The organism is Bradyrhizobium sp., from assembly GCF_016213215.1.
Classification (GTDB): Bacteria; Pseudomonadota; Alphaproteobacteria; order Rhizobiales; family Xanthobacteraceae; genus Bradyrhizobium.
Genome location: NZ_JACRAW010000038.1, coordinates 35,497 through 50,159, shown reverse-complemented (window position 1 = coordinate 50,159; position 14,663 = coordinate 35,497). Strand labels below are relative to the sequence as shown.

Genomic DNA, 14,663 nt, shown 5'->3' with positions numbered 1-14,663 from the left:
GCCATTGTCGGGTTCGACCTGATCGCAAGCGGACCAAGAAAAACGTCAGAATCGCAGTGAGCAGAATCAGCTGGTTAGCTGGTCGGGGCACGCGGATTCGAACCGCGGACCTGCAGTACCCAAAACTGCCGCGCTACCAGGCTGCGCTATACCCCGAGATCCAGCAGACCGAGTCGATACACGCTTGAGACGCCACCAGCAAGGCGGCAACCGCACCCTATTTGCCGCTGAACAGGGGGTGGGCGACCCGGTCACCGGGCCGGATGCCGTACTTCTGCGCCGTTCCAGCCGGCACCTCCAGCACCCCCCGTGCCAAGCCATTGGATGAAATGATCCTGGTCGACATCGGCTCGGTATTCTCGGCGATGCGAATGATCCGCCCGTCGGCGCGGATGAAGATCATGTCGAGGGAAATGTAGGTATTCTTCATCCACATCGACACTTCCTGCTCCGGCGAGAAGTCGAACAGCATCCCCTTCCCGTCTGCGAGTTCCTTCCGGTACATCAGCCCGGTTTCCTTCTCCTTCGGTGTCGTCGCCAGCTCCACGGAGAAGACCTGCACTCCGTTCCTGGTGACGATCTCGAGGGTTTGGAAGCTGGCGGCGCGAGCGTCCGGACCCGCAAAGGCGAACAGGGCAAAGGCGACGCAGCCGACAAGCCAGAGCCACGCCAACGACGGGTCAGCCTTTCGTTGAAACTTCATGGGGAGGGCACTCATCCCAGCAGCGGTAAGAGGCCCCATCCTTACGCGGCGATCGTGGGGATTACCAGACTGCCATACCAAGCAGCCGGCTTGGAGACGACATCGGGGTCGCCTCGCGAATGAGAGAGTTGGCTACCGGGACTCCGCCCGTCAGTGCGACGACAGCGCGGGCGAGCCCGTCTCCGGATGAATTTCGGCCGCCATCATCCCCTTGGAACCGGGCCCGTAGCGGACCAGGACATACTGACCCGGCCGCAACTCGGTCATACCGAAGCGGCGGAGCGTTTCCATGTGCACGAAAATGTCCGGCGTCCCCTCGCCGCAGGTCAGGAAGCCGAACCCGCGGAGGCGGTTGAACCACTTGACCTGCGCCCGCTCCAGGCCGCTGGTTGGGGTGACGCTGACATGGGTGCGGGGCGGCAGCATCTGCGCCGGATGAATCGCCGTGGACTCGTCCATCGACAGGATCCGGAACGCCTGGTGGCCCTTGGCGCGCTGCACGCATTCGCAAACCACGCGCGCACCCTCGTAGGCGGTTTGATATCCATCACGCCTCAGCACGGTGACGTGCAACAGGACGTCCGGCCAGCCATTGTCCGGAACGATGAAGCCATAGCCTTTCGAGGCATCGAACCACTTGATGACGCCCGTTATCTCGACAAGGCTCGCGCCGGCCTCGCCAAGGCCTTGAAACGGGTTGATCGCGGTATCGCGCCCGCCGCCTGGAAACTCGCCTGCACCAAGACGGGTTGTCCCGGTCCCGCCTGGCACGCCCCCGACCTTCTTGGACTCTAATCCGTCCGACCCCATGACCCCGGACCCCACACATCAATTGCGGCCTGCCATCGTGACGACAGCGCCGAAAACACGCGTCCGTTCAGAGCAGCTCCTTAGGACGACACACGAATCTTTCGAATCAAAAGATAACACTCCCGCTTGCCGCGCATAGACAAAAAAGAGATTCGGCGGAACCTATGAACAGTCTTGCACAGGCGCACGAATCACTTGGAGCATCAATTGCCGACAAACGGACCAAGGGCCTCGCCGATATCATGCCGGATTACCAGGTCGGCGATGTGGTCCTGATCGGTCGGGTCCCTGTTGATAATCACAAGCCGCGCGCCGCAGTCCTTCGCCATCATCGGGAAACCCGCGGCGGGCCACACCACGAGCGACGAACCGATCGCAATGAACAGGTCACAGTGCTGCGTGAGCTCGGTAGCGCGGCGCATCGCATCCTCCGGCATGGCTTGGCCGAAGGAGATGGTGGCGGTCTTGATCGGTTCGCCGCAATCGATGCAGTCAGGCGCACTGCCTCGTCGTATCGCTGCTTCACCCAGCCAAGCTCGTAGCGCTGCCGGCACCCGAGGCAGCGCGCGTAAGTGGTATTGCCGTGGAGCTCGACCACGTGGTCCGGCGCGATTCCGGACGCCTGGTGCAGATTGTCGATGTTCTGGGTTATCACCGCCGGAATCTTGCCGGCGCGATAAAGCGAGGCAATCGCCCGATGCCCGCGCCCGGGTTTGGCCGTGGCGAAGGTCGCTTCCATGGCAAAACGACGTCGCCAGGCCTCGTTGCGCGCTTCGTGGCTCGCGAGGAACTCATCGAACCCGATCGGACGGTTGCGCTCCCACACCCCTCCCGGCGAGCGGAAATCGGGGATTCCGCACTCTGTCGAGATCCCGGCCCCGGTGAAAGGCACGATGGTTGAGGCTGCGGCGATCATGTCGCCGAGCCGTTCGACGCCACTGCCAAGATCCGGTGCAATCATGGTGGGTTTCCGTGCTTTGGACGTGCTCCTATAGCACGTCCAAACGGAGCCCTGCCGGGGGTTGCCTCATCCTCGCCGCCGGCACTGCCGGAGCGACGCGAGCGGATCAGGCCGCCTTGGCCACCGCGTCCTTGGGCTCGTCGATCTTCTTGTCTTCGCTCTTGCGCTGCTTGCTCGTCGGCACCGCGGCGACAGCCTTCTTGATCGGCCTGTATTGCGCGAGCTTTTCCAGCTCGGCTTCCAGCTCCGCCTGGCGCGCCGCCACCTTTTCCATCAGTTTCTCGGTTGCACTCTCGCGCAGTTTCGCGAGTTCTTCGATGCTCAGTGAATCCAGATCAAACTTAGCCATGAGGCCTCCCCTTTGCTTCTTGGCTACCGGGAAGACGGGCGAGCGACAAGGACACGAAGCATTTTATCCACCGTGGCGCGCGAATGTGTCCACCGTGCGCGAAGCATGCGCAGGCAGGAAGTCGCTCGATGTGCGTACCACAATCCTGCACCGTCTACTCCCAATTCGCGCCCCACTCTCCTACCCCAATCCGCATCGGGACAGGAGATTCGAACTCGATAGAAGGGATGGGCAAATGGCAGAACAAGAAGAACGAAGAACACGCGAGCGCTCAGAGATCGAGGCGCGGGTCGCGGCCTTTCGTGCCACGCAGGAGAAGTTCAGGCAGGAACGCGAGGAATATTTCGTGTCGACGCTGGAGAACGCCCGCAAGGTGGAAAGGCCATCTTTCTGGCCATGAGCGATGCCGAGCTTTCTCGTGCCATTGCCGAGTTCCTCAAGGAGACGCCGTCGGCAGAGACAGGAAGAAGCAGTCTTGGCCGGCGGTTGGATCACTTCCGGCCTTTGAAGCTCACGGCCCGCTCCGGCCATGTGAGTTGCGCGGGTCGGCGCGCGCTCGGTGCAGGAACCCGCAGCGGTCTTGCGGGATTGAAGTCCAGAGGTGGCGAATGCCCGTCTGGCTTGACGTCCTGCTCAATCTCCTCGGCTATGCCGGCTTCGTCGCGATCGCGACGCGCGGCCCCTCGGCTCGGGCCGGTTCGGACGACGAGCGGTTGTGCGGCAACAAAGACTAGTTGGCGGTGTTCGGCTGGCCCGCGGTGCGTACCAGCCTGTCAGCCTTGACCAGCACGCGGCCTTCTTCGGGCTGCGGTCGCAGCGAAAAGCTGATCATGACGAAGGCAACGCAGAACAGCGCGCCGACTCCCACAACACGTCGGTAGGTTTCTCTGTCGGCTTGATAGAATGAAGGGACCATGGCTGTCTCCGCCAGGTACACCTATCGCAACAGGCCACAACTGCAACGCGATCTGGGTTTTAACCTAACCGAATAGGTTTATCCGTTCCGCGGAAAGCCTTTGTTAGCCCTCCTGTAGCGCGCTTCACCCCGTAAGCATCCGGCACGTGCCGCAATTCATCACGCAAATGCGAGATCGTGCGGATAAGCATTTCCTGATGATCGCCCCCTGCCGGCGTCCGGCGTTTGCTGCTATTCAGACCCGAAGCAACGGCTTTAGGGAAGCAACGGCTTTAGGGGAGACCTGACCATGCGTTACCTCCACACCATGCTGCGCGTGCGCAATCTCGACATCGCCCTCAAGTTCTTCCGCGATGCGCTCGGGCTGAAGGAGGTACGGCGGATCGTCAATGAGAAGGGCCGGTTCACGCTCGTCTTCCTGTGCGCGCCCCAGGACGAGGCCCAGCTGAAGCACCTGCCGTCGACCCGTGGCGCGCCGCTTGTGGAACTCACCTACAATTGGGACGAGGAGAGATACGGCGAGGATCGCTTTTTCGGCCACCTCGCATACGAGGTCGACGACATCTATGCGACCTGCGAGCGCCTGATGAAGCTCGGCGTCACCATCAACCGTCCGCCGCGCGACGGCAACATGGCGTTCGTGCGATCGCCGGATCTGCACTCGATCGAGCTGCTTCAGAAAGGCGAGCCCAAACCGCCACAGGAGCCGTGGCTGTCAATGCCGAACACCGGCCACTGGTAGGCAGCTCCCTGCCGGAACCAGCGAAGTCATCCTGCGTTTTCTCCTTGATTGTGGATGGAGGAGGAACCATGGGACGAGGACTTTTGCTTTGGCTGCTTGGCGTGCCGATACCGGTGATCATCCTGCTCTGGTTGTTCTTCGGCGGCTGACATTTCATGTGAATTTGTGACATGCCGCTCCAACGAAGGCTCCGCCGCACGGCGGGGCTTTTTCGTTTCTTGCATTGCGATCGCGGTCGCGCGGCCTGCATTATCAGGGCCTCAAACAATAGCGAAAGGGAGCGACGACGTGCCGGAGGACAACCAGCCGCAATTGACGATCTGGGGCCGGACCAACTCGGTCAATGTACAGAAAGTGCTGTGGTGCCTTCGTGAGCTCGATCTCAGCTATGAGCGGATCGATGCCGGAATGCAGTTCGGGCGCAATCAGGATCCAGATTATCTCGAGATGAACCCCAACGCGCGCGTGCCGACCCTGGTCGACGGCGATTTCGTGCTGTGGGAATCCAATTCCATCATGCGCTATCTCTGCCTCGCCTATGGCCGGGGCACCCCGATCTACCCGCAGGCACCGAGACAGCGCGCCGCCGTCGATCGCTGGCTGGACTGGACATTGTCGACGGTGCAGCCCGTGGACCGGCCGGTGTTCTGGGCACTGGTGCGCACGCCGCCCGATCAGCGCGATATGGAGGTGATCCAGGAGAAAGCCGACGCCGCCGCGGAAGTATGGCGGATCGTCGATCGCCAGCTCGCCACGTGCTGCTTCATCGAGGGCGAAGATTTCACCATCGCCGACATCGCGCTTGGTGCCTTTGCGCGGCGATGGCTCGGCGTGGAGGGGATCAGGCGGCCGACCCTGGCCAACCTCGCCCGCTGGTTTGCACGATTGGCGGAGCGGCCGGGCTTCGTTCAGTTCATTGCGCCGCCAATGTCATGACTGCTCAGCGCCACCCGCGCTCTGCCAGAACGACATAAAGGATGAGTGCGAGCGTGACGCCCACGACGACAAGGCGCCTGGTCCAGCTCATGCCCCGGCCAACCCACCAGAGCAGCGCGCAATACATCAGTAGCGGGACGATGATGTCGAGCTGCAGCAGCCCTCCCATCACCCGGTCCTTTACCTGCGCCCGCCGCCCGCGGCGCCCACCCCGATCCCGATGGCTCCGCCAATCTTTACGCAAGTGTCGCTGCCATCGACCTTGACAAAGCCGGGCCCGAACGCCGCGCAGGAATTGGCGGCCGGTGCGCTCTTGGGGGCAAGCCGCTTCACCGGCGTATCGTCTACTGCCGCCTTGCTCAAGGGTTGGGCTGCGGAAGGGACGAGCAGAGTGACGAGGAAGAGGAGCAACAAGCTTCGCATCGGGCCCTTTTAGCCCGACGGCCGACCCGAGGCCATCTGCGGCTTCGACGCAGATCAGATGAACTTGATTCCAGCCGAGCGGCCTCGACGCCACACCACTCGGCAGGAGCGGCTCGCCTTGGTGTTACGCGCAAATCCCAGCCGCACTGTGCCCGGCAACTGGCTCGCGTCCTCGTTCAGGGTGATTCTGGCTCCCGATCGTGAGAGGTCCTGCACGACGCAGTTGCGGGCAGCGAAGCCGCCATCGAGCGTGATCCAGGCGGGCTGGGATAGCGATTTGCGCGCTTCCCGTTTCTTGGTCAGGGCCATTTCAGCGAATTCTCCTGCTCCAGCGCTACCGCAGGGAACCCTAAGAAACCGTTGATTTTACCGCCGAAACACCCTCCGCGCAGCTCGGTCGCGCCCTGCCCGGCTTTGCTCCGGCAGCGCTCCCGAATGGCTTGCCCGGTCGCGCAAAGGCCACTATACGTTCGGCCGCCCCCCGGGTCCGGCGCGACCTTTCGGGTCCGGTACGGCACCGCCGCGGCCATCGGTCGACTGCCGTAAGTATAAAGTGTGATGAGCCATGCGAGCGGCAGCCACGACCTTGTGGTGGGGCTTCCGGTTTGCTCCCTTCGTCTATCGGTCAGGACGCCACCCTTTCACGGTGGAGAGAGCGGTTCGATTCCGCTAGGGAGCGCCACTTCCGGCGTATTTCCCTTGTCAAACTGGCTGTTCGGATCGCAGTAGGCCGGCTGCCCGGGCCCAGCGCAGCGTGATACGCCATGAATACGGACGCCTTTGGCGGCGGCAATACGCTGCCGCTATTGCGCCCTACGCGCCTTTGTTAGCGAGCTGCGATCAGCGCGCCGCCTCCTGGATCGTCAGCCTTGCCGGCCGTCGGAATCCAAGTGGATCAATTCGCAGATCAGATGAGACGTCTGCCCGGCGACCCCGATAGCCCTTGTCGACCGGTTCGATGGTGACGTCGAACTCCACGGAGACGCCGCGCATATTTCTTCCGCCGGTCTGCCACCATTTGCCGACGCGCATCCAGACATGATCGCGGATGAGAATTCCGGTCTCAGCTTCGACGACATCGGTAAACAGGAGGGTTTGAACCTTGGATCCTCTCCAACGGCGCATCGTGCCCAATCGCTCGAGGGTCGCCCGGACGCGCATCCGTCGCTTTTGACTTTCCATCAACGCGCCACCTCATGCGTGCGGAGATTGTGTGCCGCCTTACGCGAAGGCGATGCGCTGTTCATTTTGGCTCAGAATGAGTTGCAGGAGCCACTCTTCCGGGTCGAGCCGGCAGTTCGTATTTTGTCCTGACTAGCGCCATTTCTTTACAACACTGGGCACTCAAGCTGCATTCTTGACGCGCGAAACGGCGACGAGCGCTCGGCAGGACCATTTTGATTTTATACAAGCCCCGACCGCATGGGAATTAGGTTCATAAGTCCACCGGTTAGCTAGCACAGGTTGCGAATTTGTTAGTTTCACGTTCAATAGGCCATTCAACCTTTGCCGGTGACCAGATGTTCTTTGATAATTTCTCCGCGCAGTCTTTCGAGCGCTTGATCCAAGCGTTGAGTGTCAACGTACTTGGTCCGGGGATCGTCGTATTTGGAGCTGGGCCGGATGGCGGGCGGGAAGCTACCTTTGAGGGCACAGTGCCCTTTCCTAGCTTAGAAGCTCGGTGGAACGGCTATATTGTTATCCAAGCGAAATGCAAAGAAGTTCCGAAGGGTGACGCCAGAGATGCGAGTTGGCTGATAACCCAACTGAAGGCGGAATTTGGCAAATATCAAAAAAACAAGCGTCTTCGACGCCCAGAGTATTACATCATAGCGACTAACGTCACGCTCTCGCCCGAAGCAAAAAATGGCGGAAGAGCGAAAGTCGAACGTCTAATCGAACAATATCAAAAGAAGCTGAAATTCAAAGCAGCTGCAATATGGGCAGCAGATGATTTGCGGGCCCTTCTGGAGAATGCCCGCGACGTGCGCATATCCTACTCGGCTTGGCTCACGCCGGGGGATGTTCTCGCTGAATTAATTGACCTTATTGCCCGCCCAAAGCTGAAAGATGTTCTTCCATTAGCGCTAGCTCGTGACCTAAGGCAAGAGCGTGATATTCGCCTCAGAGACGCAGGGCAAGAAACAGAGAAGCCAGTTTACCTACACGACCTCTTTGTTGATTTGCCTTTTCTGCATGAAGTGCATGTAGAAAAAGGCAAACCTGAAGATGGGGACGAGGAGGATGAGGCCGAAGAGCCATTCCAGAACTCTGACGAACGGAAAGAGAGCGCTCCGAAAATCGTCGCTGAAATCCTGCGACGGGCAGCGGACAAACTCGACAGCGAGGCCATCTCTTGTCACCCGCGGCCCGACAAAGGGCGCTCGCTTCCGTTGCCCAACAGGATTGTAATTCTCGGCGGCCCGGGGCAAGGCAAGTCAACTCTCGGTCAATTTCTGGCGCAGGTTGCCCGAGCAAGGCTACTATCACAGCATTCAAGCGCACAACTAAACCCCCAGACAGCCGATCTTGTTTTTCCAGTTTTGGAAAGAGCTCGTATCGAAGGCCTGCCGCTCAACGGTCCTGCTCGTTTTCCAATTCGCGTCGATCTACCTCTCTACGCGGATGCATTGCAGAAAGCAGGAGGCAATGGCGTCAGTCTTATTGCCTTCATGGCGGCGCGTCTTTCTCGCGATGTGGATCAGGCTATCTCGGCAACCGATTTGCGTCACTGGTTGTCGAGTTGTCCCGCGCTGATCATCTTGGACGGCCTGGATGAGGTGCCGCCAAGTGGAAACCGCGCGCAGCTTATCAAGAGCATTGATGCGCTTTGGGACGATTTGAGCTTAGCGAAGTCAGACGCTCTTGTTGTCGTCACGACGCGGCCGCAGGGCTACAATGACGACCTAAGTTCTCAATACTGGCAGCATTGGGAGCTTTCGCCGTTAACTGCACCAAACGCTCTGAATTTTGCTCGGCGACTTTCGGAAGTTCGTCTCTCGGACCCCGACAGGCGGGAGGCTATTATTGCTGAGCTGACCCGCGCGGCAAACGATGCATCAACCATGCTCCTACTCACGACGCCACTTCAAGTGACTATCCTCTTTGGAATTTCCCTTTTAAAGGGTGCCATACCACAGGATCGGTGGGAGCTTTTTGAGCGGTACTACACTCTTCTCCGCGATAGAGAAGCTCAGAAAACAAGTTCTGATGCTCAGCTAATTCGTGACTACAAGAGGCAAATCGACACCGTACACTATCAGGCGGGGTTCATTCTCCACGTGATATCGGAGGTCGCTGGCGCGGCTAATCCGCATCTGTCTGTTGAGCAGTTCAGAGCGTTGGTCGTCAGACTGTTATCCGAGGAGGAGTACACGCCAGAGGAGGTTTCCAGCATTTCTGAACAGCTTGTTCGAATTGCCACTGAGAGGCTTGTTCTGCTCGCATGCCGCGTAGAAGGCAGGATCGCGTTCGACGTGAGATCATTGCAAGAATTCATGGCAGCAGCTCAAATCGCTGCGTTCTCGACCACCGTCGTGGTGCAGCGTTTGCGAGCAATCGCGCTCAGCGCTCACTGGCAGCACGTCTTTCGTATAGCTGCGAGTAAGATATTTTCTGTGGCTGAACTTAGTCCACTGCGCTCCGAAGTGGTCGCAATCTGTCACGCACTCGATAACGGCGACCAAGGTGAAGACGGTCGATTAGTGCGCTCCGGAGCAAGGCTCGCATTGGAGTTGTTGCACGACGGTTTGGCTCATACTGCTCCAGTTTTCCGCAGAAATCTCGTTCGTCGAGCGCTATCTGTACTGGATATCGGCCCAGACATGTTGGACCCGAGGCTCAAACTCCAACTGGTTTCTGGCACTGCAAACGTTTTCCACGAGGAACTAACTAGTCGACTTTCGCAAGGGAACACTCCCGCTGCGAAGGCGGCTTGGGCTCTAACATCAGAGCTTCTTGATGTTGATCCTGCCTTCTCGGAAAGCATCATGCTGGCTCATTGGCCTTCCGACCCCAACCGAGTGCTTGAAACCGTCGATGTCATGACTGGTACTTGGACTAGTCGGTTGATAGAGGAAATTAAACTAGCCCAAGCGGAAGCTGGCCCGCGAGCGACCCATCGCTTCATCGATGATATTGAGTGGTACGACGAGGATGAGCCTCCAAGCGTGACGTTGGAAAAAATGTTGCGCTTTAGCGTTCTTCCATCAGGTTTCTTGAACAACCGCCTCACTGAACGAGTAGCGATCCGTGATCGTAGCGGCCACGTGGTCTCAAACTCGGCGTTCGTTCCTCTTGGCGAAGCACCTGCCTACGTTATTTGTCCCGATTTGCAAGCTAGGCCGAATTGGGCGGCTTATCTGGCTCTGGCGACATTTGTCAGCAAGCCGTCCGCTACGTCACTCGCTCGAATGCTCCGGCAAATGGCCGTCTGCGGTCGCGAAGGGCTTCCGACCCAAGGTTTGCCTTGGATTTGCGTCTCAATCCTTGCTGAACTACAGGATGGAGCCTCAGCCGAGTTGCTGGCGCAGGAGGTTGAAGATGGGAAGTTTGGCGACCTCGATGACTGGAAGGCGGCCGAGGAACGGTGGATCGAGAAAGGTGCTTATCCCGGTGATTTTGAGCCGTGGGCGAGCGGGCGATACTTCAACGCAAGTGTTGGATCAAAGGGGCTAGCTTATCTCAATGTATTGAGGCCCTTCGGGAGGGACACCGGGCCATTCAAATACGATGATTTCACTGTCGTTTTGCGGGGTATTCAGTCTGAGCAGAAGAAGATCAGGCTGCTTGAAATCCTGATTTCAAACATGCGCCACAGATCGAGCGATGCTCTTCCGCAAGGGGCGAGAGAGTTAATTGAGGAAGCTATCGACCTCGTTGCAGAGCATCAGCGCCTCAAAGTCGCGAGGCTGTTTAGTTACCTGCTTAGGGCGCTTGGTGCTTGGGAGAGAGACAAGTTCGTTGATCTCGTTGATGAAGCGGGGCTTCGGGGAGCGCGTCAATTTGCTCCAACACCTCTCGTTGCTGCGGCCTTCAACCGTGATCCTCGACGGCGAGGCCTCCTCCCGTTTCTTAGGGTCGGACCAGGAACGGGATTTCAAGCCGCTATCTCTAGGCTAGACGGATCAGCGTTTACGGCTCTGCCAAGTGACCCTCCATCTGTGCGGCATGCAGTAGCGCTATTGCGGCTCGGTAGGAATTCTTGGGGAGAGAAAGATGTGCCGGAGCTCCTTCGCGATTTGAATTGGGCACCCGGTGAGCTTCACATCCCTCCCTCTGCCATTCCAGACTTGCGGAAGCATCCCGACTATCCGTCCTTTCTCCGAGCCCTTTGCTTAAGGCCCGTTGGAGAGCCGATTGTTTTGCACGCTCCTCTTAGGCTCCTTGCCTATGATCTTGGAGCGCGGCCGTCTCCGTTGACCAAACAAAGCAAGCGAGCGGAGCTGGAACTTCCGGATTTTCCAAATAAGAGCTGAGCCAGTAGGTTCGACGGTTTGCTCGAAGGCAAGAGCGTGCGGCAAGATGCTCCAATTAGACGGGCTTCGTCGCATGCGGGATCATTACGGTGACAGTGCACTTAACTCCCCTCGCGCGGCTTCGGCCCACGTTTGGCGGGTTTGAGGACGCGCCGCGTCCTGCGCTCGATGGCATCCATGAATTTGCGACTGCCGAGCGGCCGGCCGATGGTCTCGGCCCGGCACAGCCGCTCGATCATGTCGGGATCGGCCTCTTCGGACAGAAAGGCCGCGAAGTCCGGATAGCGCTCGCGCACCGGCGCGATCGCCGTCACGCCATCGTCGCGTCCGCTGATCTGCGCCCGCACGCTGGACCACTGCCAGTCGCGCGCGCGTTTGACGAGCCGCGCCCGCACCGGATTGAGCGACACATAGCGCAGCGCCGCTGCCAGATGATCCTCATCCATCGCCACGCAGCCGAACCGCCCCTGCCAGAAATGACCGGTCCGCTTGCGGCGCGCATGGATGACGCCTGCGTAGCGCCGGTGCACCGGCGCAAGCGCGCGGCGCAGTCCGTCGGCATCGGCCGGCACGAGGATCAGGTGGACATGGTTCGGCATCAGGCACCACGCCCAGATCTCCACCTCGGCTGCCCGGCAGGACGCGGCGAGCAGATCGCGATAGAGCCTGTAGTCGTCATCGCCGAAAAACGTCCGCGCACCGCCGTTGCCGCGCTGCGTCACGTGATGCGGCAATCCGGGAATGACGACACGGGCGAGACGAGCCATGCGGCCCAGCATGAACCACGGACAAGGGGAACGTCAATTACGTGCACTGTCACCGTAATTCCGTAATTCTGTTGGAATCGGTGGCAGGCTTCGCCGGCGACATCGGCGCGGTGCTGACAAAGCAAGATATTTCGACTAACCTTCATTGCGGGCCAGCAAGGCTGGGCAGGACACGGCCCGCGAGAGGAGATCGATGAGCACAGTAAAAATCGCTCTGGCCCAGAAGAGTGGCGCCCTGATCCATGTTCGTTCCGGCGACATGGTCGTCGAAGCCTTGCGCCAGATGCGCGACAACCGGGTCCGGTCGGTGCTGGTCATCGACGACGACGTGCTGGTCGGTATCGTGACCCAGGGTGACTGCGCCATCAAAGTGCTGCTGCCCGGGCTCGATGCGAAGCAGACGCCGGTGGGCCAAGTGATGACGCGCAACCCGGTGACGATCAAGCCGGACGATCGGCTGGAAGGCTGCATGGCAATGATGTCTGCGCGCGGTTTTCGCCATCTGCCAGTGCTGGACGCGGGCAAGGTCGTGGGCGTGATCTCGATCGGAGACGTCGTCAAGAACATCATCCGGGATTTGGAGCACAACGTGGACGACCTGATGGGCTACATCATGACGGATAGCCCCGGGGGCTGACAGACGAACCGTGGTGCCGTCGCCCCCCGTCACCGATTTTGCGGCGGGCCTAGTTCTTGGGTATTACGGTGACAGTGCTGGACTGCACCCCTGAAGTGAGACACGGTAGTTGCGGTGACAGGGCGGCATTACGGCATTACGGTGACAGTGCACTTAACTCTCCTCGCGCGGCTTGGGGCCGCGTTTGGCGGGTTTGAGGACGCGCCGCGTCCTGCGCTCGATGGCATCCATGAATTTGCGACTGCCGAGCGGCCGGCCGATGGTCTCGGCCCGGCACAGCCGCTCGATCATGTCGGGATCGGCCTCTCATCCTTTCAACGGGAGACATCCCTTGGTTGTGCAGCGGGAAGCGCTAACCTTCGGTAAACGGCCTGCCGTAGTTTCCGCATCTGGCCCTTAGCTGAAAGACGGCAGACCTGGCGTTGCTTCTGCTACCCGGGTAAGACCGGACGCTATTCGCTCAAAAATGTGCTGGTTGCCAAGGTGAGAAGTCTCGCACCGACTCTCAGTGTTATTTCTCGCGCGGCACCTGCTGAGTTGTCGCGTCCCGGAGTCCGGATTTGGACATTTCCGATAACGCCTCCGGGAAGTTCCAATGGTTTGTCTTATCGATGGTGTTTCCGCCAGGAAGCCCCCGTTGCTCTTTGCAGACCCACTCACTTCATCCCTTCCAGCAAGCTCCGCGCCTCACCCAGCAGCACCCGAATCTGCCTTCGCTCCGCGAGCGCATCCCTGGCGAACAGGCCGTGCTTGCGCGCGTTCTGGTTCGCCTTTGGCGCGCCGGATCGCGGTGCGCCGCCGTGCATGCGGCAGCGCTTTTTGCCGTGCACCGCCGGGGAGCGGCAGGCGCCGCCGCAACGGGTTTTGGCGCCGCAACGCGGGCTCGTTAGCATCGGGCCGGTGTTTCTGATGTGATCGCTCATGCCTGTGCTTTTCGCCCGGTCTCAGCGCAATCGCGTCCTCGCCTGAAGCGCGCGACGTTCGGCGCCTTCGCCGCGGATGCCGGGTTCTTGTCGGGAACGATCACGCTCGCATGCTGCGTGACGTTGCCGACAATGGCCTTGCCGCCATCCCCCACCGACACGTTCTGCACGGTGAGCTCTCCATGGCTACGGCAGCGGTTACCCTTGCAGATAGCTCGAATCCCGGCTATATTACTGGATATATCCATGGAGAGCATTGTGGGCAGCAAGTCTCAGAAGCGCGCCATCAGGAACTATCGGAATCGTCTCCAAAAACGGGGAATTGCCCGGTTCGAGGTTCTTGGGCTCGACGGTGATCGCGACCTCATCCGATCGCTCGCGCGACGCCTAGCGGAAGACGGGCCGGATGCCTCACGGCTGCGGGCCGCAGTCACTCAAACCATTTCCGGTGAGCCGCCGAGGAAAGGCGGCATTCTCGCGGCACTTCGCCGCTCGCCTCTCGTGGGTAGCGATATCGCTCCGGTTCGCCAGTTTGAAACCGGGCGCAAGGTCGAGCTGTGAGCCGTTATCTCCTTGACACCAACATCATCAGCAACGTCACGAAGCCGACGCCTTCGGAAGCGTTGCTGGCCTGGATGGGGGAGCAGGTCGATGAGCATCTATTCATTGCCTCGCTCACCGTCGCCGAAATTCGGCGCGGCATATTGGAAAAGCCCGCCGGGCGGAAACGTGACCAGCTTGATGCCTGGTTTTCCGGTCCGGAAGGGCCTCCGGCGCTTTTCGCTGGCCGCGTGCTGCCATTCGATGAGAAGGCGGCCCTGATCTGGGGCCGCTTGATGGCTGAGGGAACCGCGAACGGACGGCCGCGCAGCGCTCTCGACATGATCATCGCTGCGATTGCAGAGGCCAACGACTGCATCGTCGTCACCGACAACGAAAAGGACTTTGCCGAGGTCGAGATCGTCAACCTTCTCCGGAATGCGATCTGATCGCCGAACAAACATGAGCCGTTCCGCCAT

General features: G+C 60.0%; 20 protein-coding genes, 2 tRNA genes and 1 pseudogene. 9 read left to right on the top strand and 14 right to left on the bottom strand.

Annotated elements, in window-relative coordinates; genetic code table 11:
• Nucleotides 1-79: 79 nt before the first annotated feature.
• The 5 genes and pseudogenes from HY852_RS07840 to HY852_RS07820 all read right to left on the bottom strand — a co-directional run bounded on the left by HY852_RS07840 (nt 80) and on the right by HY852_RS07820 (nt 2,823).
• A tRNA-Pro gene (locus HY852_RS07840) sits at nt 80-156 on the bottom strand.
• Between the two features lie 61 nt (nt 157-217).
• A complete protein-coding gene (locus HY852_RS07835) occupies nt 218-703 on the bottom strand; it encodes a DUF192 domain-containing protein (RefSeq protein WP_291603843.1) in 486 nt (161 codons plus the stop codon).
• A 150-nt stretch (nt 704-853) separates the two neighbouring features.
• Nucleotides 854-1,513 (bottom strand): cold-shock protein, encoded by a 660-nt coding sequence (locus tag HY852_RS07830; protein WP_291603842.1) that lies wholly within the window; start codon nt 1,511-1,513, stop codon nt 854-856.
• A gap of 203 nt (nt 1,514-1,716) precedes the next feature.
• A pseudogene (locus HY852_RS07825) lies at nt 1,717-2,474 on the bottom strand (NAD-dependent deacetylase).
• Nucleotides 2,475-2,580: 106 nt separating this feature from the next.
• Nucleotides 2,581-2,823, bottom strand: coding sequence for a hypothetical protein (locus HY852_RS07820; RefSeq protein WP_291603841.1), 243 nt, complete (start codon nt 2,821-2,823; stop codon nt 2,581-2,583).
• A 235-nt stretch (nt 2,824-3,058) separates the two neighbouring features.
• Between HY852_RS07820 and HY852_RS07815 the strand changes: the two genes are divergently transcribed.
• A complete protein-coding gene (locus HY852_RS07815) occupies nt 3,059-3,223 on the top strand; it encodes a hypothetical protein (protein WP_291603839.1) in 165 nt (54 codons plus the stop codon).
• A gap of 208 nt (nt 3,224-3,431) precedes the next feature.
• Nucleotides 3,432-3,557, top strand: a complete 126-nt coding sequence (locus HY852_RS07810; protein ID WP_291603838.1) for a hypothetical protein — start codon at nt 3,432-3,434, stop codon at nt 3,555-3,557.
• On the opposite strand, the gene HY852_RS07805 is transcribed toward HY852_RS07810, so the two are convergent.
• The gene (locus HY852_RS07805; protein WP_291603836.1) at nt 3,554-3,739 is read right to left on the bottom strand and encodes a hypothetical protein; all 186 of its coding nucleotides are present in this window, start codon (nt 3,737-3,739) and stop codon (nt 3,554-3,556) included. The two genes, HY852_RS07810 and HY852_RS07805, sit on opposite strands and share 4 nt — an antisense overlap.
• A gap of 289 nt (nt 3,740-4,028) precedes the next feature.
• Here HY852_RS07805 and HY852_RS07800 point away from each other — a divergent pair, with 289 nt between their 5' ends.
• Both HY852_RS07800 and HY852_RS07795 read left to right on the top strand, forming a co-directional pair.
• Nucleotides 4,029-4,481 (top strand): VOC family protein, encoded by a 453-nt coding sequence (locus HY852_RS07800; protein WP_291603834.1) that lies wholly within the window; start codon nt 4,029-4,031, stop codon nt 4,479-4,481.
• A 288-nt stretch (nt 4,482-4,769) separates the two neighbouring features.
• Nucleotides 4,770-5,417, top strand: a complete 648-nt coding sequence (locus HY852_RS07795; RefSeq protein ID WP_291603832.1) for a glutathione S-transferase family protein — start codon at nt 4,770-4,772, stop codon at nt 5,415-5,417.
• Between the two features lie 4 nt (nt 5,418-5,421).
• Here HY852_RS07795 and HY852_RS07790 read toward each other — a convergent pair whose 3' ends face one another.
• From HY852_RS07790 to HY852_RS07780, 3 genes are read right to left on the bottom strand one after another with little or no spacing between them, the layout of a single operon-like run.
• The gene (locus tag HY852_RS07790; RefSeq protein ID WP_291603895.1) at nt 5,422-5,586 is read right to left on the bottom strand and encodes a hypothetical protein; all 165 of its coding nucleotides are present in this window, start codon (nt 5,584-5,586) and stop codon (nt 5,422-5,424) included.
• Between the two features lie 11 nt (nt 5,587-5,597).
• Nucleotides 5,598-5,840, bottom strand: a complete 243-nt coding sequence (locus HY852_RS07785; protein WP_291603831.1) for a hypothetical protein — start codon at nt 5,838-5,840, stop codon at nt 5,598-5,600.
• Nucleotides 5,841-5,894: 54 nt separating this feature from the next.
• Nucleotides 5,895-6,149 (bottom strand): PilZ domain-containing protein, encoded by a 255-nt coding sequence (locus HY852_RS07780; protein ID WP_291603830.1) that lies wholly within the window; start codon nt 6,147-6,149, stop codon nt 5,895-5,897.
• Nucleotides 6,150-6,447: 298 nt separating this feature from the next.
• On the opposite strand from HY852_RS07780, the gene HY852_RS07775 reads away from it, so the two are divergent.
• Nucleotides 6,448-6,522: transfer RNA gene (locus HY852_RS07775), tRNA-Glu, on the top strand.
• A 158-nt stretch (nt 6,523-6,680) separates the two neighbouring features.
• Here HY852_RS07775 and HY852_RS07770 read toward each other — a convergent pair.
• Complete coding sequence (locus HY852_RS07770) at nt 6,681-6,965, bottom strand: hypothetical protein (protein WP_291603828.1); 285 nt, start codon at nt 6,963-6,965, stop codon at nt 6,681-6,683.
• 395 nt (nt 6,966-7,360) lie between these two features.
• Here HY852_RS07770 and HY852_RS07765 point away from each other — a divergent pair, with 395 nt between their 5' ends.
• Nucleotides 7,361-11,317: a hypothetical protein gene (locus HY852_RS07765; protein ID WP_291603827.1), complete on the top strand. Its 3,957-nt coding sequence runs from the start codon at nt 7,361-7,363 to the stop codon at nt 11,315-11,317.
• A gap of 101 nt (nt 11,318-11,418) precedes the next feature.
• Here the strand turns inward: HY852_RS07765 and HY852_RS07760 are convergent, their stop codons facing one another.
• Nucleotides 11,419-12,084 (bottom strand): transposase, encoded by a 666-nt coding sequence (locus HY852_RS07760; protein WP_291603825.1) that lies wholly within the window; start codon nt 12,082-12,084, stop codon nt 11,419-11,421.
• A gap of 193 nt (nt 12,085-12,277) precedes the next feature.
• On the opposite strand from HY852_RS07760, the gene HY852_RS07755 reads away from it, so the two are divergent.
• Nucleotides 12,278-12,721, top strand: coding sequence for a CBS domain-containing protein (locus tag HY852_RS07755; RefSeq protein ID WP_291603824.1), 444 nt, complete (start codon nt 12,278-12,280; stop codon nt 12,719-12,721).
• A gap of 153 nt (nt 12,722-12,874) precedes the next feature.
• Here HY852_RS07755 and HY852_RS07750 read toward each other — a convergent pair whose 3' ends face one another.
• The 3 genes from HY852_RS07750 to HY852_RS07740 all read right to left on the bottom strand — a co-directional run bounded on the left by HY852_RS07750 (nt 12,875) and on the right by HY852_RS07740 (nt 13,814).
• A complete protein-coding gene (locus tag HY852_RS07750; RefSeq protein ID WP_291603823.1) occupies nt 12,875-13,012 on the bottom strand; it encodes a hypothetical protein in 138 nt (45 codons plus the stop codon).
• 365 nt (nt 13,013-13,377) lie between these two features.
• Nucleotides 13,378-13,644, bottom strand: a complete 267-nt coding sequence (locus HY852_RS07745) for an HGGxSTG domain-containing protein (RefSeq protein WP_291603822.1) — start codon at nt 13,642-13,644, stop codon at nt 13,378-13,380.
• Entirely contained in the window at nt 13,641-13,814 is a 174-nt protein-coding gene (locus HY852_RS07740; protein ID WP_367116340.1) for a hypothetical protein, read from the bottom strand. Before HY852_RS07740 ends, HY852_RS07745 begins: the two co-directional genes overlap by 4 nt.
• Nucleotides 13,815-13,890: 76 nt before the next feature.
• Here HY852_RS07740 and HY852_RS07735 point away from each other — a divergent pair, with 76 nt between their 5' ends.
• A complete protein-coding gene (locus HY852_RS07735) occupies nt 13,891-14,205 on the top strand; it encodes a hypothetical protein (protein ID WP_291603821.1) in 315 nt (104 codons plus the stop codon).
• Nucleotides 14,202-14,633: a type II toxin-antitoxin system VapC family toxin gene (locus HY852_RS07730; protein ID WP_291603820.1), complete on the top strand. Its 432-nt coding sequence runs from the start codon at nt 14,202-14,204 to the stop codon at nt 14,631-14,633. The genes HY852_RS07735 and HY852_RS07730 overlap by 4 nt, the downstream gene beginning before the upstream one ends.
• Nucleotides 14,634-14,663 lie beyond the last annotated feature (30 nt).